Source organism: Methanomethylovorans sp. (assembly GCF_041447285.1).
Taxonomy (GTDB): Archaea; Halobacteriota; Methanosarcinia; order Methanosarcinales; family Methanosarcinaceae; genus Methanomethylovorans.
The window spans coordinates 114,334-135,556 of the sequence record NZ_JBGMEB010000012.1 but is presented as its reverse complement, the minus strand read 5'-3'; the positions used below and the strand labels follow the sequence as shown (position 1 = coordinate 135,556).

Genomic DNA, 21,223 nt, shown 5'->3' with positions numbered 1-21,223 from the left:
ACCCCTTAACTAAACCTGAATTCCCAGCATTTCCTTAGCGTATGCGATCTTTTTTTCTGTCTCTTTCATGACAGCTTTCTGCTGATTACGCTCATACTCCGTAGTCTTGAGAGTATCAGATATAGGATCTGGCATTCCAAGGAGAGAATTGATCACCACATGTGCAAGATGCCCGTTGAACTTATGATAGCCCCCTTCCATAACCAGCACGAAGTTCCCATTCATTACGGACATGACCTTCTGTGTCATCATATGATAACCAGCTGAAGTCAGGTTCAGCTTTATATGCTGTTCCTTATAATAAGCATCAAAGCCACAACTGCATATGACAAAATCCGGGGAGAATCGACGCATTACCGGAAGTACGAACTCATCGAAGGCAAAAGCATATTCTTCATCTCCGGCACCCATAGGCATCTCCACATTGGCAGTATAGCCTTTACCTGGTCCTTCTCCTATCTGGGAACTAAAGCCTTTGCGGGGATAGAAATCATGGGGATCCCGATGCAATGATAAGACCATAACTGTTGGGTCATTATAGAATATCTCCATAGTACCGTCCCCGGCATGGGCATCCCAATCAATTATCATTACTTTCCCAATGGCCTTTTTCTTCTGAAGATAACGTGCGAGCACAGCTACATTATTGAAAATACAAAACCCTCTGTATTTATCGATACCTGCATGATGTCCTGGAGGCCTTATGATTGCCATTGCTGCAGAATATTTACCTGACAGTACAAGTTCACCTGCATGAATGGCTGCACCTGCAGCAAGTGTTGTGACTTCAAACGAATGAGATGTCATGTAGGTGCTGTCACCCAAAAAACCTCCACCTGAAGCAGAGTATGATTTAACAAACTTAACATATTCTTCTGAATGAACCTGCAACAGATCTGCCTCAGAAGCATAGTGTTTATCTTTGACCAGGTCGCAGCGCTCTCCAAAAACACCGCTGCGCTCCAGATAAATCATAGCTTTTGTCAGACGTTCCGGGCGCTCCATGATCTCAATATTTGTATTTTTTGGGAAATGGGCATCATGCCCCTCGGAATAAACTACAGCTACTTTTACCGGTGCATCCAGATCGCTCTTTGAAACCTTCTGTGCCTGTATATTGGCAGATGATGATTTTTTATGCTGATCGTCTTTATTCAGAATCAAGTTCTTTTTTGATGACATTGTATGCACTTGATTACTCATAGAAAGTTCCTTTTTTTTCATTTCTGATTCTATGGAGTCGAGTACATCAATAATACTAACAGTATTCTCGATTTTCACAGGCTTATTGCCTGCATCTCTGATGATTTCCGTGGTAGCTTTAGAAGAAACTTGGCCTGTTCTTGCTATATCTGGAGCTGCCACTTTCTGATTTTTTTCAATAGATACAACAACATCAATTTGCAGATTATTTTTTGAACTGGCCGGATCAACAAACTCTTTCTTTTCCTGTATCGTATTTCCTTTCTGATGAGCTGTTGATTGTGAAGCTGTTGCGTGAACAATATTATTTTCTTTTGTAAAGGCAGGATTTGGAGGATGAAATTCTTTGGGAGGAACGACGGGAACCTCTGGTTTATATTCTTCGATCTTCAACTCACATGATTCATAAGGCACTTCCCCAAAACCAGTGGCAGCCAATTTATTCAGTCTATTTTTTAATTCCTGATCTGCATCTTTATCTTCAGACTCGATAGTAATTGGTTGCTCTAGCAGAATGCCTGTTGCATTATTTGCGTCTAAATGTTTGACATCTGTGTCGACAGCAACAGGAGATATGTGTTTTTCAGTTATTTCTTCCGGAGAAGCAAGTACTTCTTCTACAACTGATTTAAGAGAAATATGATCTGAAACTGAATCGTTACTTTTAGTTTCCTCATCAAAACGTAAGGCTATAAGTTCATTAAGTTTTGACATGGCATCCTTTGGATCTGGTTTTGTTTCATGTATTCCATCTTCCTTACTCATGATGCCTCCATGTAGCAATATTCATTGGACTGGAACCCATACTGTATCCAGAGTTCCGGCATATTTAGTACCCAGGTACTCAAACACAATTGTGGGTTCTTCTATTCCAAGCCAGCCGGGTGCCTTGGCTACAAAGGTCCAGCTTTGTTTTGCTGCCTGGCCTGGGGCTATAGTATCAAAGAAAACAGAAAGGTCTTTAAAATCTACAGTGTTTGGGAACTTGGCTTTTACAGCAAAGTGCTCATAAGGCTGCTGAGAAAAGTTTTTAACCCATACGTCCACTGTTGCTTTCCCACCTGCTACAACTTGCTGAGAAGGAACTATCCGTATGAATTGAGCAAGTGACTCTTTTGCCATTGGAGTAGCATTGGTTACATCTACTGTCTTGCTGCTTTTCATTTTGTTTTGCTTTTCCTTTCGGTTAAGATAGATGCCACTACCAAATAGCAGTCCAGCAAATATGGTTATAGGCACAGAGTTTTGAGTAATAGGATCTACAGCAGTTTCCTGAACCTCGATTGTCACCAAATCATCTTCGGAGAGTTCAAGAGGAGTATTAAAACTAACCCGGATTATGATCCATCCAAGTTCGCTATTTTGCAACTTGAAATAAATAGGAAGATTTTTTCCTTCAATTACATTACCATCTTCATCAATCTTTGATACTGTGCACTCCGCAGTAGCAATGGCAATAAGGTCCGTATGTTCTTCAGATGTAATCGCTACATCTTTGAGACTGCCCTTTGAAAAGCCCTTGTTCTTAAAAGATAGTTCTATGCTGGCTGGGGCCAGGAAATCCTTGCCTTCATACATATAGAAAGCTTCATCGCAATTACCTGCATTAACAGCATTCAGGAATCCGATTATAGTTTCGTTAACCGCTCCCGCAGGTTCCTGGCTGGAACAGCCGCTCACATATACAGAGAGAGCTAAAATGAACAATACAATAAATAAGTTAAAGCGTTTCATTGGACTCTTATTATAATAAGAGTAGTATAATATTTAACGCTTTCTTTTTGCATATATTGCAAATACTATCAATACTAGTTCCATTCCCAGAAGAACAGGAAGAACATAACTATGTTCATAGAATTTCCGCTCCCGGAACTCTACGCTTGCTGCATATTCAAATGTGGACCTGTTACCCACCATAAAGTTACGTATGCCACTCTGACCTTCCAGCTCTAATGAATCATCCCTTAATGACTTCATGGTTGTGACGTTTTCCAGACCATCATTGGAAATCAGTATTGTATCTTCAGGTAAACTTATACGCATCCTTTGAATCAAAGGATGGCCTATAACCCACAAAGAGTGTTCACCTGCTCCGAGATTAGGAGTAAGTCCGTAATTGATAGTCGTGTTCACATAAAGAGGAGCTTGTGTGACATTCCCTGTAGCACTATAAAGGTCCATAGAAACGGAATCAATATACAAAGTGATATTTCCCTCATCCACCTTTACATAGTCCAGGAACTGAGGACTTCGTGATGCGAGATAAGACTTTTTGAAAGAAGAAATCTCAAACTCTGTTACAATGGAATTATTGTCAGCGTCCAAAGATTGCCTAAATTCTGTAGCATCTGTTAAATTATAAGTCTCAAGGATAGTTAGTCTGAGACTGTCTTTCTCCATTTGTACATCATTTTCATAGACAGCTGCTGCCATTACCTGAGAAACTAAAAGGAAAAATGACATGAAAAAAATTAAGCCTTTAAGGATATGAATACCTCCTCATAAAAAGAGTAATATTATTTTATGGATATAATTGTATGGTTTCCTTAGTCCCGTAGGAAGAAGGAGTGACAAAATCTACAGTTGTTACTATTCCAGCTTCTGGAGTAAAGACAAGAGTTAAACTTGTTCTTGGCTCAATATCCAATGATGAGTCTTTCTGAGAACCACTGGTAGTTATAGGACCAATAATTGTGTCCCCAAGGTCTTTATCAGAAACAGTTGATACATAGATAGTTACAAGATCTCCTGTGTTCATGATTGGTGACCCTTGAGTGAAAGACACATCCTCATCACGTATTTTGGATGCTGTGAAAAAGTATTTTGCATTATCACCAGGAGATGCCTGAGTAGAAGTAAGAAGCTTTTCAAGATTAGTATCTGCACTTGCACTGCTTGAAAAATCACTCATTGCAGCACCGTAGGATTTTTCGTTGTTAGCATATACAAGATCATTATTGTGAGCACCATCAGAGATGGAAATTACTAACTGATCAAGATCAACTGGAGAACTGCCAACATTGAGACCTACTTTGATCTTCAAGAGAGAGATATTCTGCGCCATAGAAGTTGAACTGTTCTTGGCCCTTATTCCTTCTATGCTTTTGACGACAAGATTAGATGAAACCTCTTGAGTAGCCTGCTTTCCGGTAGCTTGTGCCTTTTGCTGCAACACACCAGAGGTTTGGATGAGCACTGAGGCAGCAACTGCTGCTATTAATACCATAGCTATGAAAATTATAAGAGTACCAATGCCTATTTGGGCATTGGTATTAGCTCTTAAAGAGGATTTTTCTTTGGGCATAATGTTGCCTCTTTTGCTCATAGCCTTATTATGGGTACAGCTGTACTGTTTCCTTAACACCATATGAAGAAGGTGTCACGAAATCAGCATTTGTCACTACACCAGACTCAGGAGTCAGGATGATATTGACAACAGTCCTTGGCACCAGGTTAAGGCCGGATGCTTTTAGACCTGATGAAGTATCAGTGGTTCCTACATTAGCATAACCAGTTGCAGTTGACGCAGTAGTAGCAATGTATACATTGATGAGATCACCAGTATTCATCACAGGATTGGATTGGGAGAAAGAAGCATCTTCATCACGTATCTTATCTACTGTAAAGTAGTGATCAGAGTTATCAAATGTACTGCTCGCAACAGTTGAAGCTGTAAGTAACTTCTGAAGATTTACAGATGCACTGGTAGAATTGAAATTATCCATTGCTCCGTCTGATGCACCAACAGATGCATATGACTTTTGGTTGCCTGCATAGACAAGGTTGTTTGCAGTAGTACCGTCAGTGATAGAGATAACTACCTGGTTTACATCTACTGACTGACTGCCTACATTCAGACCAACTTTTAGCCTTAAAAGATCAATAGTTGATGACAGCGCTACTGCACTATTCTTTGCACGTACACCTTCAATGTTCTTGACGATGAGATTGGAAGATACTTCCTGAGTAGCCTGTTTACCAGTTGACTGAGCCTTCTGCTGCAGTGTACCTGATGTCTGAATGAGCACGGCTGCTGCCACGGCTGCAACGAGAACCATTGCGATGAAGATAATCAATGTACCAATACCTACCTGAGCATTGGTATCTGTCTTCATAAAGAGTATTTTATTTGCTTTCATATACAATCCTCTAAATAAGATTATTTGGTAGAATTATTATATAAAAATAATAGTATATATAATAACTGGTTGGGAATCTCAAACGGAAAACTCTAAATTACCTCTTGCGTAACTAATATATATAATGCATAAAATATAATTATGCGCTTAACCGGGGATGTAAATGACAGCAGGATTAATACTCAATGCAACTATATGTTTTGCAATAACCGTTTCTTCATTTGCTTTTGCATGGGTACTTGCAAGTAGCGAAGACAAGCACAATGAGAAAAGTAAGCCTGCTCTATGGGCCCTGGTGATCCTCTGGTCACTGGTAGCTTTAACATACCTACCCACTACCATCCGCATGATAGCAGCAGCCACAGATCATCCATCCCTTGACCTGATAATGTATAACCTTGCAGCAGTACCATTTTCAATGGTCACTGTTCCGCTTGTATTCTTTATACTATATGTAATAACAGGCAACCAGAAAATTAGTGGATATATCTCGTTCTTGTTCACACTTTTTGGGGCAACATACCTGGCGTTCCTTTACTCTAATGGAGTCATTGGACCTATTATGACCGAATACTCCTCAATGTTCAGGATCAACAGTAATATTGCTATTAATATATACTTAGTTGGACTTTTTGTAATCCCTACGGCAATGATACTGGGAATGATGATGCTGATATTCCTTCAACGTATGCCGCGTCATCTAAGATATAGGACCGCACTTCCATTGGTGGCCATATCCTTTGTCTTTGACTTTATGCTGACAGATATGATTACTGACGTCGATGTAATGCAAATGGCGGCAAGGATCTTTGTTCTTATTGGAACAGTTCTGGCATTCCTCGCTTACTTCCCCCCATCAACATTGCAAAAAACGCTCGGAATAAAGGCATCTCAGAACGAGAGCTATGAAGACGAGGAAGAAGAGGAGGACGAAAATGGCCTTTGAAATAGATGTAGAGATGGAACAGAAAGTTGCTGATTTCTACCAATCTCTCGGTATTAATCAAGGCCCAGGAGACATCCAGTATAGACTTATCCTGCTAGTGCTGAACAAGAATGAAGGGAAAGTTACCGAGTTTGCTGATATCAGAGTATACACTGACCATTTTGCAGATAAAGGGAGCATTGGAAGCAAAATGAAAACTGTGTTCCAGCTTGAAGGACTGGTTGAGAAAGTAAAAAGAGGCGGATACATAATAACCGACAAAGGATTAATCGCTGCTAATTTCCTTAAAGATACCACTGATTATTATAAGAAGACAAAACGTATGGGCGACATGATCGATAGAATGCCCTAAATTGACACTGGACTTTTAATATACCGATAAAATGGCTTAATCCTAATCCCCTACTTAAACTATGATCATCAGAACTTTTAGAGGGTTTTTAGATATAAATGACAATCTTGTAATAAACTGGGACGAAGTCAAAAAAGAAGACGCACATCTTGTGCGCCTTGTTCAACACTTTTATTCATTGTTTAGTATTATGTCCTATTTCACAATAACAACATACATTCCACCTGTTCCACCCGATGGAATGGAATTTCCACCAAGAGTTACATGTCCTGCAGAGTAAGCACATGAGTATATGCTGAATGTCACAGTTCCGTCTCTGACAAGATTTTCTCCTGTATCAGTGAATGAAGACGTCAACCAGGTTGGTTTGCTGGTAATCCTGTCATCATATGCAACATAGACTGTAGCATCCTGATTAACGTCAAAGTCCAGGAAATCACTGGTTGTTTCATACCTGTCATCACTTGAAGTCAGGATGTAGCTTGAACCAAGCATTGAGTCAGGAAGTGATGTAAATTTGTATGTTCTGTCAATGTATAACAATTTACTCAGTTCAATAGTATCCTGCTGGTAGGATTTGCCAGAAGCTGCAGAGATATTTCGGATAAGCTCTTCTGATGTTTCAGATTTCAATCATGCTAAAGGCAGATAGTCGATGTTATAATCATCTATTATATAAATGAAAAAATCTAAGAGAAATGCATTAGAACAATAAGGAATAACGCTAAAATTAGAAGACTTTCAATCCATAGTTCCTTGTTCTGAATAAAAACAAGATTGATATACATATAAAATGCATGCAGTTTTTGTATTTAGCAGAAAAGATATCCAAAAAAAAGAAAAGGTGAGAAAACTCACCTTATGGGTAGAGAGACACAGTTTCCTTGGTACCATAAGAAGAAGGTGTCAAGAAATCTGCCATCGTTGTTACACCTGATTCAGGAGTAATTACTATGCTGACACTTGTTCTTGGACCGACATCAAGTCCAGAGTCCTTTTGAGCTCCAGCTACATTACTGTTACCAATATCAGTAAAAGCCGTGTCTGAACCTGATACGGTTGAAACATAAAAGGTGGCAAGGTCACCTGTGTTCAGGACCGGTTTCCCCTGAGTAAAAGAGCTATCTTCATCACGGATCTTATCTGCAGTGAAGTAATACTTAGCATTGTCACCAGGAGTTGCCTGGGTACTAGTAAGAAGTTTATCGAGATTTGTTGCCGCTGTTGCAGAAGTTGAGAAGTCTTTCATAGTGTATCCATATGTCTTATCGTTGTTGCCATAGATAAGATTATTAGTAGTAGTACCATCAGTGATGGAAATAACTACCTGGTTCACGTCTACCGGAGAACTACCAACATTAAGACCAATTTTCAGTATAAGTAAGTCAATATTGGAAGACATGTTTGTAGAGCTGGTCTTTGCACGGACACCCTCTATTCCCTTAACTATAAGATTTGATGAAACTTCCTGAGTTGCCTGCTTACCAGTGGATTGGGCTTTCTGCTGCAGTGTACCAGATGTCTGGATGAGCACAGCAGCAGCCACCGCAGCTACAAGCACCATAGCAATGAAGATAATCAGTGTACCAATGCCTACCTGAGCACTAGTGTTTGTGCATAAATTGCTTTTTCTATTAGATTTCATAAGATTGCCTCCTAGGATGAAACTCACAAAGTTTTATGGATAGAGCTGTACAGTCTCTTTCACACCGTACGAGGAAGGTGTCACGAAATCAGCATTGGTCACTACACCAGACTCTGGAGTAAGAACAATATTGACAACTGTCCTAGGTACCAAGTTAAGACCTGAGTCTTTAAGGGCTGATGTAGTAGTACTACCTACATAATCATGAGGAAGTGCACTGGATGAAGTTGTAGCAATGTAAAGGTTAATAAGGTCACCAGTGTTCATAACAGGATTTGACTGTGAGAAGGAGGCATCTTCATCACGGATCTTATCTACTGTAAAGTAGTGATCAGCGTTGTCAAAAGTAGAAATTGCGGTAGTTTGGGCTGTAAGAAGCTTTTGAAGATTACCTGCTGAATCGGTTGAACTAAAACCGGTCATTTCCCCATCTGCTGCACCAGTATTTGCATAGGATTTTTCATTACCTGCATATACAAGGTTATTGGCAGTAGTACCATCTGTAATAGCAACAACAACCTGATTTACGTCCACAGAAGCACTGCCTACGTTCAGACCAACTTTTAATTTGAGCAGGTCAATGGTAGAAGACATATTTGTAGAAGTGGTCTTTGCACGGACACCTTCTATATTTTTAACGATTAGGTTTGAAGACACTTCCTGTGTTGCCTGCTTACCTGTAGACTGAGCCTTTTGCTGCAGAGTACCAGATGTCTGAATGAGTACCGCTGCAGCGACAGCTGCAACAAGTACCATTGCAATGAAAATAATCAACGTGCCTATACCCACCTGGGCATTTGCGTTGTTAAGTAATGTTTTTCTTCTGTTCGCTTTCATGTTAATTCTCCTTTCATAGAGTAAAGTATAAGGATATTATTATATAATACATTAATATATAAAAATCATGTGGTTGCAAATCTCAAACATTAAACTCCAAAGTAGCCTTTTGGCAAAATGTTTAAGTATTATGTCTTGTATGTACACATATAGACATTGATGTACATAAGAGAGATATGATGCACGAGATTATTAATGAGATCCTTAATGAAACATCAAAAAGAGTAGCAGCCATAAATATTCCCGAAAAATACAGCTACAAAAGAAAAAATAACCATAATAGGGATGTAGTAGCTGTAATCAGAGAAAAACAAAACAAGGGATATATACCCATTATAGCAGAAGTTAAGCCTTCATCACCTTCACAAAAGTATATGGAAATACCTCCTGAAAAGGCAGCTTTTATAGCCATGCAAATGGAAAGAGCGGGAGCAGTTGGTATTTCAGTACTTACTGAACCTGACTTCTTCCACGGTTCGCTGGAAAACCTGGAAAGTGTAAGGCAAAAAGTGAATCTGCCTGTGCTAAGAAAGGATTTCATCATTGATGAAAGACAATTGGACGAAATTAACTGTGATATCATACTACTTATAACAGGTGTACTTGGAGACAAAATTAGTCATTTTGTGGATATTGCAATTTCAAAGGGTATGGAACCATTGGTCGAAACTCAAACTAAAGAAGAACTGATAGTGGCACTTGAAACAAATGCTAAACTGATTGGGATCAACAACAGAAACTTCTGCACAATGGAAGTGAATCTCAATAACACAAAAATGCTTGTACCAATTATAAAAGAATATGACAAGATGCATGGCACCAACCACGTAATCATCAGTGAAAGTGGGATACATTCATGCACTGATGCCAGAAAAGTTATAGATGCAGGAGCAGATGCTCTTCTTATAGGGACCGCTATAATTAAAAGCGATGATATATACCATAAGACCAAGGAGCTAGTGGAGACCCTTAAATGTACAAAAAACTTTGCAGGTCCAGAAACGAAAGAGTCATTGCAGGAGTATGTGGAGGGATTGGAACATATCTGAATGTAGATCCAACTTTAATAAGGCTCTTGTGGATATTTCTTATATTCTTAGGTGGCGGAGGTATCCCGGCATATTTTATTGCCTGGTTGATAATTCCTGAAGAATATTGAATACATATAATTAAAAACTACATATAAGTAAATATAATTAATAGAAATAGCTGGAGTGTAAACTATGCAAAAACCTACTTATGGGAGGTTCGGTGGCCAGTTCGTGCCCGAAGTGCTGATGCCAGCCTTGAAAGAACTGGAAGAGGAATACGAACGTTATAAAGAAGACCCTGAATTTCTCAAGGAACTGAACTACTATCTTACAGAATTCGCCGGGCGCAGTACTCCTCTATACCATGCAAGGAACCTGAGCAAGAAATACGGTACTAAGATCTATCTTAAACGTGAGGACCTGGTGCACGGAGGAGCACACAAATTAAACAACACTATAGGACAGGCACTGCTTGCAAAGTATATGGGCAAAAAGAGGATTATTGCCGAGACAGGAGCCGGACAGCATGGCACTGCGACTGCTATGGCCGGAGCTAACCTTGGATTTGAGACTGTTGTATACATGGGAGCTAAAGATGTGGAAAGACAAAAAATGAATGTCTACCGCATGGAACTTATGGGTACAAAGGTGAATCCTGTAAGATCTGGCTCAATGACCCTGAAGGATGCCATAAATGAAGCTTTAAGGGATTGGGTGACCAATGTGGAAAATACACATTATCTTATTGGTTCAGTGGTTGGACCTCACCCCTACCCAATGATAGTGAGGGATTTCCAAAGCGTAATAGGTACTGAGGTCAAACAGCAGATCATGGAAAAGGAAGGAAGGCTTCCTGACTCGATTGTTGCCTGTGCAGGCGGTGGAAGCAATGCAATGGGAATATTCCATCCTTTTGTAGCAGATACTGATGTAAAGCTCTTCCCTGTGGAAGCAGGTGGCTGTGGCATACAGGTTCAGGGAAATACAGCAATGCACTCTGCTTCTCTGGGCGCAGGCGAAGAAGGAATATTGCAAGGTGCAAGAACGCTGATCCTGCAGGACAAATACGGACAGATACTGGAATCTACTTCCGTTTCTGCTGGCCTGGATTATTCAGGTGTCGGACCTGAACTTGCATACCTGGCAGAGATAGGAAGGATCCAGCCTGGCAGCGTGAATGACCAGGAAGCTCTGGATGCATTCCATGAATTATGCAGACTTGAAGGCATAATTCCGGCATTGGAATCATCCCATGCACTGGCTTACATAAAGAAAATGGCAGATACGGGTGAACTTGGAGATCTGGTCGTGGTTAGCCTTTCAGGAAGAGGAGATAAAGACCTTGAAACTGTATTGAAATTGAAAGCAGGCGCTTGCGAGGAAAAATTATGAGAATAGCAGAAAAGTTCCAGGAACTGAAAGCAAATAAAGAAAAAGCTCTCATTGCTTATTTATGTGCGGGAGATCCCAGTGCAAATGAAACCAGAAAATATGTGCATGCGCTTGTTAAGGGCGGAGCCGATATTGTGGAATTGGGGCTGCCATTCTCAGATCCTGTGGCAGACGGTCCTACTATCCAGGCTGCATCAGACAGGGCACTGGAAGCTGGTATGAACCCAGACATGTATTTTGAACTTGCAGCATCAATCAAAGAGCAAGTGCCACTTGTATGTATGACTTACTATAACCTCATCTTCAGAAGAGGTGTGGAAAAGTTTGTGAAAGACTGCGCTGCAGCAGGCATCACCGGAATAATAGTACCCGATCTGCCCATAGAGGAGGCCGATGACATTCTGAAAGCCTGTAAAACACATGGAGTTGACATGATATCCATGGTAACTCCTGTGACAGACAAAGACAGGATGCAGAAGATATTCAGCAAAGGTTCCGGATTTATATACATAGTATCCCGCCTGGGAGTAACAGGTGCACGTGCTGATGTATCAAAATCCACAAAAGATATCCTGGATAAAGTGAACACAACACTCCCCAGAGCAGTGGGATTTGGTATTTCCAATGGCAAGCAGGCTACAGAAGTCATAGCAGCCGGTGCTGATGCCGTAATAGTGGGATCAGCTTTTGTAAACATCATAGCTTCCCAAAATAGCGTTGAAGAAAGATTAGAACAATTAGCAAGAGAACTGAAAGCTGGGTGCAGTGGCCAATAGGCTACTGCATGCATATAATTTTGCAATTGATTAATAAAAAATTGGATTTACTCAAATATCTGATCCACAAACCACTTTGGATCGAATTTCTTAAGATCATCATAACCCTGTCCCATACCCAAGAAGAGTATAGGTTTGCCGGTTATATAGGCAATTGATATTGCAGCGCCACCTTTGGCATCTGCATCTGTTTTGGTTAAAATTGACCCATTTATGGGTACGGCTTCATTGAACTGGGCTGCCCGCTCTACAGCATCGTTGCCTGCTACGGCCTCATCCACGAAAATAATAAGGTCTGGAGCACTTATTCTGCAAACCTTTTTGAGCTGTTCCATGAGATTGAGGTTTGTGTGCATACGGCCTGCAGTATCTGAAAGCACTATGTCAGCCTTATGAGCCTTTGCATATTGTATGGCATCATAGACAACCGCTGCTGGATCACCGCCTTCCTGATGCCGGATGACCTTGACACCAACCCGGTCAGCGTGTATCTGCAACTGATCAATGGCTCCTGCCCTGAAGGTGTCGCCTGCTGCCAAGACTACGGAATAACCCATATCCTTGAAACGCTTCGCGGTCTTAGCAATGCTGGTGGTCTTCCCGGTACCGTTAATACCGACAAAAACTATGTGTACAGGCTTTTTAGCATTCTTAACATAATCATCAAGATCAAAAACATTGGCACTCATTACATTGTACAAAGCATTCCGCAAAGCCTGCTCTACAATGTCAGTGGTATCCTTGCCGATCTTTCTGCGAGAACCTACAAGCTCGGATTTTACTGCTTCTGTGATAGCCTCTGCAACAGTAAGAGCAATATCACTTTCAAGCAAAGCAATCTGCAGGTCCCACAAAGGCTCTTCGAGGTCTTTCTCATCAAGAATGAACTCGCGCTCAAAAACCAAAGCCTTTGCCTTGCTTACAAAACCAAACTTTTTCGGCTCCTGAGGCTTAGAAGCTTCAACTTCATTAACTTCATACTGAGTTTCAGAAACTGTGGCTTTCTGAGGCTCAATAATATCGTCTTTAGTTACAGTCGTAGTATCGACCAAAGGTTGCTGCTCTGACTCGGAAACAGATATAAGAGGAACATCATCTGCTTGTTCTTGCGGAGTCTCCACTGGAACAGATTTTTCTTCTATCTGTCTACCAAGGCTTTTTGTAAAGCCGCTGAGCTTTTCCTTCAGTTTATTGAACACACGACCAACTCTGCGGAAATGAAAAAAAGTTTACTGGGTGCTTGACTGTGCACCCTGCTGCAATGCCGTAATCTGAGCTTCAATCGCCTGCATACCATGGGCAAGCTGGGCCAAAGAAGTATTCATTTTCTCGAGGATCTTATCGAGTTCGTCCTTACGCCTCTGAAGGATTTCCTTAGCTTCAGGACAGGATTTTTCAATACTTATACCTGCGCCTACATTGACGACCACTTTATCGACCGTCCCAAGCTTAGCATAGATGAATGAGCCGGACCCTATGGGGACCATGGTCTGAGCATCTGCTTTTTCCTTTTCCAACTCCTCAATGGTAGCGATGGCCCTCTGGCAGTCCTGTGCTGACAGACTTACCATGCTTAGCTGCTGGTGCAAAGCTTCTGCTCTGCGTTGATACTCACGGTGCTGCGCCACTAGGTTGCGTGGATCCGTGTCATTCATCTCTGCCATGGATCATGCCTCAGCAATGCTTTCGATCTTTACAAACATCCTTTTTATACCGTGCTTGCTGCCAAAGAGAGAATATACCTTATCTTCTGCATTTTTCTCATTCTGGCTAGCAACTTGCTTGGTGAATTTTTCCCATTCACATCCGGCTTTGAACTTTCCCTTAACAACAAAGTCCTTCATATCAATCACCCATTATAATTTAAAATAATCTTACTCTTGTACAATAAAGCCTAGAGCACCCTCGATCCTACCTAGTTCATAACCAGTGGTCTTTGAACCTGCCACATAACCTTTGGAATTTGCCAGCAGGCCTGAGCCTACCATCGCAGTACCATAATTAGTAGTACCTACATCCACAGGCAGATCAAATATTTCTTCAAGGAATGCCAGCTCTTTTGCAGTGGCCTTCGGATTTACAAGTAATCCCTTGTTAGTCGCTGTACCGGCCATACCTACTGTTTTCAGACCTGCGATAGTACCTCTGTGCACATCCACTTTCAAAGTCTGTGCAATAATATCGATGGAATGATCAGACAGCTCCGGATGGACCAAGGCGGTAGAGTCATTAGCAAGAACAATATTTCCAATTGCATTCAATTTATCCGGAAGATTGGAAATCGGAAGATCAATACCTTCCAATCCTTCAATGGAAGAACCTCTAGGAATAAGAAGCCCACTGGAATTAGCTCTAACCATAGAACCAATCACACTGCTCTGGCTCATTATGACCTCAAGCACTTGAACATGTAAGTTATCAGCTATCAAGTCCTTGGCATTTACTTTTGTGCCGCAAGGTACTAAAGCAAAATCTTCCGTACAAGTTGCGAAAACCCCAATGACAGGGGTATCCATTATATCCAGAGTAGGGATTGTCATTTCAACGTACTTCGCTTTCTGAAATAAAATAAGTAGTAGTTTTAGGCAAGCTCTGCCTCTACTACTCCGTCCTCAAACTTTGCAGCACGTACTCGTATGAAGGATGGAGGCTTCTGCATACCTCTTTCCCATACCTTCTCATTAATTGTCGCGTGCAACTTTACCTGGTTGGATTCTACCTTCATGTGTTTTGTAAGATAGTTCCTTATGAGCGTCATAGCCTTATCCGCCCTTCTGTACCTCGGAAGTTCCTTTATTGAACGCAGGGGGATTGTATATATCTGCTCTTTAACTGCATCTTCTGCCATCATCATCACCTACTTACTTCGCATCCAGATCGCTTCTTCTCCAGCTTCTTCTCTTGGGATGACCCACTACTTTCCTAGCGGTCTTGATTATCACCCAAGTTGGAACCCTGTGGTTCTGCCTGTGTGCTTTTGCAAGCCTAATTTTTTGTCCTTTAGTATTCTGGCTCACTTGTCTCACCTATCTATGGAATCATAAATCGAATAAGATGTATATCAAGGTTTGGCTTTATCCTGAACATTACATTGTAATCTTAAAGCTGTATTCGTGGAATAAACTTGCGATATACAGATTGATTACTTTTTACGACCAACAACATGAGACTGAACATGTGAAGGAAAAAGTTTTCCTATCATCTGTGTCCCATGTCTTTGGAATACTATTTCCCGTAACTCTGTTTCGTAATCTGCTTTTATGACCTCTGAACTCTGGCCTTCCTCTATTTCTAAATGCCTGCTTACCAGAAGATCAACTGCAGACCTACCGTACCCTTTCAGCGGGCACATATACTTTATCCCTAGCCTGTCTTCGATGCTGCGGGACTGCCCAATGGTCAGCACAGGAACACGATCATCCCGGCGCACTCCATCAACAACAATTGAAACATCCTTCTCGCAAGCAAGTGTTTCCACCGCTGCATGATGGATGCAGTTGATGGCGCTCCTAGGGAAACCATCCCTCATAAGAAGACCATAAGCCTCTTCCAGCACCTTTCGGTCAAGTCCAAGTACACGATGTGCAAATCCAAGCCTCTCAGCTGCCTTTCTGGCAACCTCGCCTACCGGCAGCACACCGAAAGTACATGTCACCAATTCTATTTCAAAGAATGGCTCAAGCAGTATAGCTGACAGAGAACTGTCCTTTCCACCGCTGAAAAGAACTGATGCTTTCATGACCTGCTATTATACCCTCGTTATGGTAGTCTTGCGCTTCTTGGGCTGCATTTGAGCCAACAGAGCTTTTAATTTCTCATCTGTTATCTGCGACTGCAAGCGCCCATTCTGTGCAAGCATTATAAGCTGAGATTCCAGCTGCTCCACAAGTTCAGGCCTTGACATTTTTAATGTAGTCAGACGCTCTCTTGCCTCAGGAGTGAGGATCTGCCGAAGAATTGATTGCTTCTTAGCTTCCAATTCAGCCTGCATTTGCTCCTGTTGATAAGCGGCCTGAATATCAGGATGCATTTGTGAAGCCTGTTGACGCTGTAATTGTTCAAGCCTCTTTCTGCGGATATCCTCGAGTTCACCTGCCATGCAATCACCTGTGAATATACTATCGACTTACAGGAATTTATGAATTTGATCTACCATCAATTGCCTTTAGTATTTGGCAAGTTCTGGAATCTTCTCTAATAATGTCTGCTTTACCTCGTATGCAGTATTGTCCAACATGGACTGACCAGCCGGAGATACAACACGACCACTCTTCAATGAGCGAACGAAGCCAGCAGCTTCGAGTTGTTGTGCAGCCTCTCTTGCAATGGAACCGCTTCCCTTGGCTTTTCTGTGAGGTTGAGAACCCATGTCCTTTTTACCCCCGTAGACAGAGCGCAGCCTCTCTACACCAATGGGACCATCAGTGTAAATAGTTCTTAGCACAGCGGCACAGCGAATGTACCACCAGTCACTATTCGTAGGAGCAAGCTCCTTGTGAGCACCGGTCTTAACATAAGCCGCCCACTCTGGGGGTTTTACATGCTCATTCTCCTTCAACTTTTCTGCTACCTTAGAGATCAGGTCACTTGCAGGAACATCATATAACGTAGTCATTCTATTCTCCCTGGATTAGATAATAAATTTTCAGACAATTGGACTCAGCATCTGGAAACTTAGATACGGTGGAGTATTGGTTTTAAACTCTCAGTTAGTATATACTCTTTTCGGCAGAAAATAGTTATTTTCTGAAGGTTTGCTCTCTTCCTGGACCCACAGAAATATAGTCTATTGGTATTCCCATCTTTCCCTCAAGATACAATACATACTTACGGGCAGCATCTGGAAGATCTGAGAACTGACGTACGTGAGTCAAATCTCCCGACCAACCTTCCAATTCTTCATAAACAGGAACACATTGTGCAAGATCAGCTGTGAGCTCTGGAGGATATTCCGTAAATTCCCCATTCAATTTGTATCCAATGCATACTTTAATCGGATTTATGTCAGAAAGCACATCAAGCTTTGTAAGGGCAACTTCCGTGTAACCATTTAAGAATACAGCCTTTTTCACCAAAGGCAAATCAAACCAGCCACATCTTCTTGCGCGGCCAGTAGTCGTACCGAATTCTTTTCCAACTTGCTGTATCTGTTTACCCAGATCATCTTTAAGCTCACTTGGCAGAGGGCCTTCACCTACACGAGTGATGTATGCTTTGACTATACCCAATACATTGTCTACTTTTGTGGGTCCTACCCCCAAATTAGAACATGCAGACCCAGCAATAGTACATGATGAAGTAACAAATTTCTGAGTTCCATGGATCACATCAAGATGAGTACCCTGTGCACCCTCTGCCAGTACATTTTTACCCTCTTCTATTGCCTTGTTGATCTCAAGAGAAACGTCTGTCATATAAGGTGCAAACTTTTCACCTAATGAAACATAGAGGTCAATTAATTTATCATTCATAACAACCGATGGATTCCCTCCGAGCTCCCTGATAGAATTCTCTTTCTGAGGGACCAGTTCCTTGAGCCTTGAGAGGAACTTTGCCTTATCCACAAGGTCAGAAAATCGGACCTCATCTCTTGCAACTTTGTCAATATATGCAAAACCTATACCTTTTTTAGTAGTACCTATCTTCTCTGAGCGGCTGGACTCCTTAAGACCATCAAGCTCGATATGATATGGCATGATAATACTGGTCTTTGCATCAATACCAAGCTTATCAGGACCAATATGTATTCCACCCTGTGCAAGCATTTCAAGTTCCTGAGCGAGAGACTGAGGATTAAGAACAGTACCGGGACCTATAAGAACCCTGGAATCCAATAAAAATCCAGAAGGTATAAGGTGCAGCTTGTATACACTATTACCTACTTTGACAGTGTGACCGGCGTTGTCCCCGCCCTGGAATCTTACAACAAGATCATATTTACCGGATATGAGGTCAACTATCTTTCCTTTGCCTTCATCACCAAACTGAGCACCTGTAATGATCGTAAACATAGGGTGCAGATGAACTTAGATACATAATAATTTTTTGATATCCTGAATTATAGTTCCTCATAGAAAACTAGCATCCTTGTACCTTCATCAAAAGGATCATGCTCATTTTTTACACAGCGCAGAGCCCGTGCATTACCCATGTCAAGTAAAGTATCGATAAGCTTCTCAGCCAGATCCAATGTCACATTGAATTCTGATGCTAACATATAGATTGCATCCTGTCTTTTAATAGAGAAATTACAGGAATTAGACTTACGATTAGACTTGCATGTACTGAAAAACTCGCATCTTTGCACCCTAGAACTGTTCTTAATATGGATAGCAAGACCATTCCATGAATGAACATTATGTAACCCTTTGATACCATACAAGTTAGATTTGGTCCTATCGTGGATATTTGCCATGAGTAGTAATATATTTACCTGCTATGAATAAATGGTTTTCTATCATGCCATATTGCAAAAGAAATAGAAGTCACAATCATATTAGATGATAGTTGCATCACTGGATAATGGCATATTTACAGTAGAAAAGATATATATAGTGAGAAGGAATAAGAACATCTCAATATGTTAACATCTATAGCATCTGTGGCGTTAGCAAGTGCAGTAGCGTCTACCACTACAAATACTGGGGTAACATCGATGACCACATCCATGGGACTTCCAGAATATGGAGTTCTTGCGATTTTTGCGTTAGTAACATTACTTGCTGCAAAGCTGATGTTAGCTGCATCCACAAAATGGAACAGTGCAATCGAGTGTTCACTTGACATGAGCATAATGCCACTGGTAGTTTGCTTTGCTGCAATTGTGGTTTACAAGATAATTGCAATGATCTGAATTATGTGCAATTGAGCGCACAGAAGTATTCTTTTTTATTTGGGTTTACTACTGCCATAAATTCCATTAGAGATCCATTTTCAGAAGTGCAGTGTGGACTAATTTGGTTTTGAGTATCAGAAAAATATGTATGACTTGGCGAAACAAGCTTTACCTTACCACAAAGCCTATTCCGTCTGCAAGCCATTGAACACTCATTTAGGCTATCCCAAGCCCTGGACCTAGCAAAGGTATGATGGCAAAAAGGAAGATATTAACCAAACCGTGAGTAAGAGCAACAAGAGGTAAACTGCGGGTTTTACTGAACATGTAACCCAGTATAAGACCTACCACGGACGCAAATAGAATTTCAGCCACTGTACCATAAACAGAACTCATAAGGCCAAAAAGTGAACTAGCTACAATAAGCCCCAGTGTGGAACCAAATACACCTTCAAGCCTCGTCTGCAGAATAGATCTGAACATAAGTTCCTCAACCAAACCTACGCAAAAGACCATGATCAAAGCAACGTCAACCAGGTTATAGAAAGACATGTTTGGCACGATAGGAGCGGGACCCATAATAAAATACTCAGCTTCTGCAATTAGCAACCCAATTACCAGTGAGAGAGGCAAATATAAAATTATTCTTTTGAAAGAAAGACCGAGCTGTACAGGAGAAAAACTTTGGTGCCTGATTATCAGAAATATAGGTACAAACATAGGAATATAGATGTAGAAATAGCGATACAGTACCATTTCTGAAAATATGGGCATGGAGAAATTGATCAGCCGTAACAGAGGCAACAGCATAAGAGCCTGGAGGGCCCAAGTTACATACTTATCTTTGATACGAACAGTGCTTATGGACACAACAACAAGAATTAACATATGAAATAGAATTGCTGCTCCCCTTATTCCTGAAAACATCAACATCTCAGCAATTCCAATGAGTAAAACTGTAGCTAGAACAGGAAGTACCGATCTTCTGGCTACACGGGATAAATCATGCTCCTCCCGTTTAACATAAATATTATCTTCATTCGGTTGCATTGGCACCCCTCGTTACATTAACCCAGAGATGAAGATCCCTATAAGGAACTGTCAAGTTATCGTTCTTGTAGAGCAGGAACTCTAATTTCATGTTATTACCAACAGAATTAGGAGTGAATGTCACTGGCTGTTCCCATGTTGCATTGTCATCCAAAGTGAAACTCTGAACATTAGATGGAACAGGAAGAGACTCGTTATTAAGCCTGATATCCATACTATATTTTACGTTTTCATATTCGTGGTTTACAACGCCCACGATTACCTGCCCATTATCACCTAAAGCAAAACGAGTAGTATAATTGTCTGCCTTACCATCCATTCCAAGGATGTAGAATTCAGTGAATTTCTCTCCTTGTTTTGGAGTAACCATAACATGAACTAACGCAACTACCGATGCCAAGACAGCGATGACAAGAATTATCGTAAGAACACGGTCTAACTTAGACTCTGACTGACTGCTTACAGGTGCTTTCACGGAAGCATACACTTCAGCCAGAGAAAGTGAAAATGCTTTCTCTGAGGGAAGCTTAGATCTTCTGTAAACCGCAACTAAACACATAATGAAAGTAAAGACCGATAACGAAACCAAAATAGGGATCAGCCTTATACCCCAAGGAGTATAGTTAAGTCCAAGACCTATTAATGGCACTACGGCAATACTCAAACCTAAACTCAGTGCCAGCCGTTCAATGCCATCAAGATCATCTTTTCCTGGAAAAAGAGCAGCTATCAAAGCATATCCTGGCAGGAACAGTACCATGGGCAAACCCAGCACCGAACGAATGGGAGTAGCTGCTAACGCTGGTACGAGAATAAATAAATCCGTAAGCAATACTAGAGCAGCAACAATCGGAATGTCAACAGAAATTGTCCTTTTATTTGGCATGGCTATCCCCGTGATGTAATTCATAGTAATTGAATGTTTCTAAGTAGCTATAATAAAGATACTTAAATGATTAAATCAAATTATACTTACCTATTATCTTTTTATTTTTTAGAATTTAACTCTTCATAAAG

Annotated in this window: 28 protein-coding genes; 7 read left to right on the top strand and 21 right to left on the bottom strand. The window is 41.1% G+C overall.

Annotated elements, in window-relative coordinates; all coding sequences use genetic code 11:
• Positions 1-9 precede the first annotated feature (9 nt).
• The 5 genes from ACC612_RS08345 to ACC612_RS08325 are packed head-to-tail and all read right to left on the bottom strand — an operon-like array spanning position 10 to position 5,342.
• Positions 10-1,968 carry a histone deacetylase gene (locus ACC612_RS08345; RefSeq protein ID WP_371854073.1) on the bottom strand — a complete coding sequence of 653 codons (1,959 nt, stop codon included), beginning with the start codon at positions 1,966-1,968 and terminating at the stop codon, positions 10-12.
• 21 nt (positions 1,969-1,989) lie between these two features.
• On the bottom strand, positions 1,990-2,937 hold the full coding sequence (locus ACC612_RS08340) for a hypothetical protein (RefSeq protein WP_371854072.1): 948 nt from the start codon (positions 2,935-2,937) through the stop codon (positions 1,990-1,992).
• 33 nt (positions 2,938-2,970) lie between these two features.
• Positions 2,971-3,666, bottom strand: coding sequence for a hypothetical protein (locus ACC612_RS08335; RefSeq protein WP_371854071.1), 696 nt, complete (start codon positions 3,664-3,666; stop codon positions 2,971-2,973).
• A gap of 58 nt (positions 3,667-3,724) precedes the next feature.
• Entirely contained in the window at positions 3,725-4,507 is a 783-nt protein-coding gene (locus ACC612_RS08330; protein ID WP_371854070.1) for an archaellin/type IV pilin N-terminal domain-containing protein, read from the bottom strand.
• Positions 4,508-4,535: 28 nt separating this feature from the next.
• A complete protein-coding gene (locus ACC612_RS08325; protein ID WP_371854069.1) occupies positions 4,536-5,342 on the bottom strand; it encodes an archaellin/type IV pilin N-terminal domain-containing protein in 807 nt (268 codons plus the stop codon).
• Positions 5,343-5,505: 163 nt separating this feature from the next.
• Here ACC612_RS08325 and ACC612_RS08320 point away from each other — a divergent pair, with 163 nt between their 5' ends.
• Together ACC612_RS08320 and ACC612_RS08315 are read left to right on the top strand one after the other, a co-directional pair.
• Complete coding sequence (locus ACC612_RS08320) at positions 5,506-6,288, top strand: hypothetical protein (protein WP_371854068.1); 783 nt, start codon at positions 5,506-5,508, stop codon at positions 6,286-6,288.
• Entirely contained in the window at positions 6,278-6,640 is a 363-nt protein-coding gene (locus tag ACC612_RS08315) for a hypothetical protein (RefSeq protein ID WP_371854067.1), read from the top strand. The genes ACC612_RS08320 and ACC612_RS08315 overlap by 11 nt, the downstream gene beginning before the upstream one ends.
• 195 nt (positions 6,641-6,835) lie before the next feature.
• Here ACC612_RS08315 and ACC612_RS08310 read toward each other — a convergent pair whose 3' ends face one another.
• From ACC612_RS08310 to ACC612_RS08300, 3 genes are all read right to left on the bottom strand, one after another.
• Entirely contained in the window at positions 6,836-7,273 is a 438-nt protein-coding gene (locus ACC612_RS08310) for a hypothetical protein (protein ID WP_371854066.1), read from the bottom strand.
• 226 nt (positions 7,274-7,499) lie between these two features.
• On the bottom strand, positions 7,500-8,285 hold the full coding sequence (locus ACC612_RS08305) for an archaellin/type IV pilin N-terminal domain-containing protein (protein WP_371854065.1): 786 nt from the start codon (positions 8,283-8,285) through the stop codon (positions 7,500-7,502).
• Between the two features lie 33 nt (positions 8,286-8,318).
• Positions 8,319-9,122 (bottom strand): archaellin/type IV pilin N-terminal domain-containing protein, encoded by an 804-nt coding sequence (locus ACC612_RS08300; RefSeq protein WP_371854064.1) that lies wholly within the window; start codon positions 9,120-9,122, stop codon positions 8,319-8,321.
• 179 nt (positions 9,123-9,301) lie between these two features.
• On the opposite strand from ACC612_RS08300, the gene ACC612_RS08295 reads away from it, so the two are divergent.
• From ACC612_RS08295 to trpA, 4 genes are all read left to right on the top strand, one after another.
• Complete coding sequence (locus ACC612_RS08295; protein ID WP_371854063.1) at positions 9,302-10,171, top strand: indole-3-glycerol-phosphate synthase; 870 nt, start codon at positions 9,302-9,304, stop codon at positions 10,169-10,171.
• On the top strand, positions 10,096-10,281 hold the full coding sequence (locus ACC612_RS08290) for a PspC domain-containing protein (protein WP_371854062.1): 186 nt from the start codon (positions 10,096-10,098) through the stop codon (positions 10,279-10,281). The genes ACC612_RS08295 and ACC612_RS08290 overlap by 76 nt, the downstream gene beginning before the upstream one ends.
• Before the next feature lie 64 nt (positions 10,282-10,345).
• A complete protein-coding gene (gene trpB / locus ACC612_RS08285) occupies positions 10,346-11,545 on the top strand; it encodes a tryptophan synthase subunit beta (protein WP_371854061.1) in 1,200 nt (399 codons plus the stop codon).
• On the top strand, positions 11,542-12,321 hold the full coding sequence (trpA, locus tag ACC612_RS08280) for a tryptophan synthase subunit alpha (protein ID WP_371854060.1): 780 nt from the start codon (positions 11,542-11,544) through the stop codon (positions 12,319-12,321). Before trpB ends, trpA begins: the two co-directional genes overlap by 4 nt.
• Positions 12,322-12,368: 47 nt before the next feature.
• On the opposite strand, the gene ftsY is transcribed toward trpA, so the two are convergent.
• The 11 genes from ftsY to ACC612_RS08225 all read right to left on the bottom strand — a co-directional run bounded on the left by ftsY (position 12,369) and on the right by ACC612_RS08225 (position 18,736).
• Positions 12,369-13,520 (bottom strand): signal recognition particle-docking protein FtsY, encoded by a 1,152-nt coding sequence (gene ftsY, locus ACC612_RS08275; protein ID WP_371854059.1) that lies wholly within the window; start codon positions 13,518-13,520, stop codon positions 12,369-12,371.
• Positions 13,521-13,550: 30 nt separating this feature from the next.
• Entirely contained in the window at positions 13,551-13,985 is a 435-nt protein-coding gene (pfdA, locus tag ACC612_RS08270) for a prefoldin subunit alpha (RefSeq protein WP_371854058.1), read from the bottom strand.
• A 3-nt stretch (positions 13,986-13,988) separates the two neighbouring features.
• Complete coding sequence (rpl18a, locus tag ACC612_RS08265; RefSeq protein ID WP_370572749.1) at positions 13,989-14,165, bottom strand: 50S ribosomal protein L18Ae; 177 nt, start codon at positions 14,163-14,165, stop codon at positions 13,989-13,991.
• 30 nt (positions 14,166-14,195) lie between these two features.
• Complete coding sequence (locus ACC612_RS08260) at positions 14,196-14,861, bottom strand: translation initiation factor IF-6 (RefSeq protein ID WP_371854057.1); 666 nt, start codon at positions 14,859-14,861, stop codon at positions 14,196-14,198.
• Positions 14,862-14,902: 41 nt separating this feature from the next.
• On the bottom strand, positions 14,903-15,169 hold the full coding sequence (locus ACC612_RS08255) for a 50S ribosomal protein L31e (RefSeq protein ID WP_371854056.1): 267 nt from the start codon (positions 15,167-15,169) through the stop codon (positions 14,903-14,905).
• Positions 15,170-15,182: 13 nt separating this feature from the next.
• Positions 15,183-15,338, bottom strand: coding sequence for a 50S ribosomal protein L39e (locus tag ACC612_RS08250; RefSeq protein WP_321420896.1), 156 nt, complete (start codon positions 15,336-15,338; stop codon positions 15,183-15,185).
• A gap of 125 nt (positions 15,339-15,463) precedes the next feature.
• Positions 15,464-16,060: an alpha hydrolase gene (locus tag ACC612_RS08245; protein WP_371854055.1), complete on the bottom strand. Its 597-nt coding sequence runs from the start codon at positions 16,058-16,060 to the stop codon at positions 15,464-15,466.
• 9 nt (positions 16,061-16,069) lie between these two features.
• Complete coding sequence (locus ACC612_RS08240; RefSeq protein ID WP_371854054.1) at positions 16,070-16,420, bottom strand: DNA-binding protein; 351 nt, start codon at positions 16,418-16,420, stop codon at positions 16,070-16,072.
• A 66-nt stretch (positions 16,421-16,486) separates the two neighbouring features.
• Positions 16,487-16,936, bottom strand: coding sequence for a 30S ribosomal protein S19e (locus ACC612_RS08235; RefSeq protein WP_371854053.1), 450 nt, complete (start codon positions 16,934-16,936; stop codon positions 16,487-16,489).
• A gap of 124 nt (positions 16,937-17,060) precedes the next feature.
• On the bottom strand, positions 17,061-18,332 hold the full coding sequence (locus tag ACC612_RS08230; RefSeq protein ID WP_371854052.1) for an adenylosuccinate synthase: 1,272 nt from the start codon (positions 18,330-18,332) through the stop codon (positions 17,061-17,063).
• Positions 18,333-18,379: 47 nt separating this feature from the next.
• Entirely contained in the window at positions 18,380-18,736 is a 357-nt protein-coding gene (locus ACC612_RS08225; protein ID WP_371854051.1) for a hypothetical protein, read from the bottom strand.
• Positions 18,737-18,901: 165 nt separating this feature from the next.
• On the opposite strand from ACC612_RS08225, the gene ACC612_RS08220 reads away from it, so the two are divergent.
• Positions 18,902-19,174 carry a hypothetical protein gene (locus tag ACC612_RS08220; protein WP_371854050.1) on the top strand — a complete coding sequence of 91 codons (273 nt, stop codon included), beginning with the start codon at positions 18,902-18,904 and terminating at the stop codon, positions 19,172-19,174.
• Between the two features lie 198 nt (positions 19,175-19,372).
• Here the strand turns inward: ACC612_RS08220 and ACC612_RS08215 are convergent, their stop codons facing one another.
• A complete protein-coding gene (locus tag ACC612_RS08215) occupies positions 19,373-20,206 on the bottom strand; it encodes a lysostaphin resistance A-like protein (protein ID WP_371854049.1) in 834 nt (277 codons plus the stop codon).
• Positions 20,193-21,092, bottom strand: a complete 900-nt coding sequence (locus ACC612_RS08210; protein ID WP_371854048.1) for a DUF1616 domain-containing protein — start codon at positions 21,090-21,092, stop codon at positions 20,193-20,195. The genes ACC612_RS08215 and ACC612_RS08210 overlap by 14 nt, the downstream gene beginning before the upstream one ends.
• Positions 21,093-21,223: the final 131 nt, after the last annotated feature.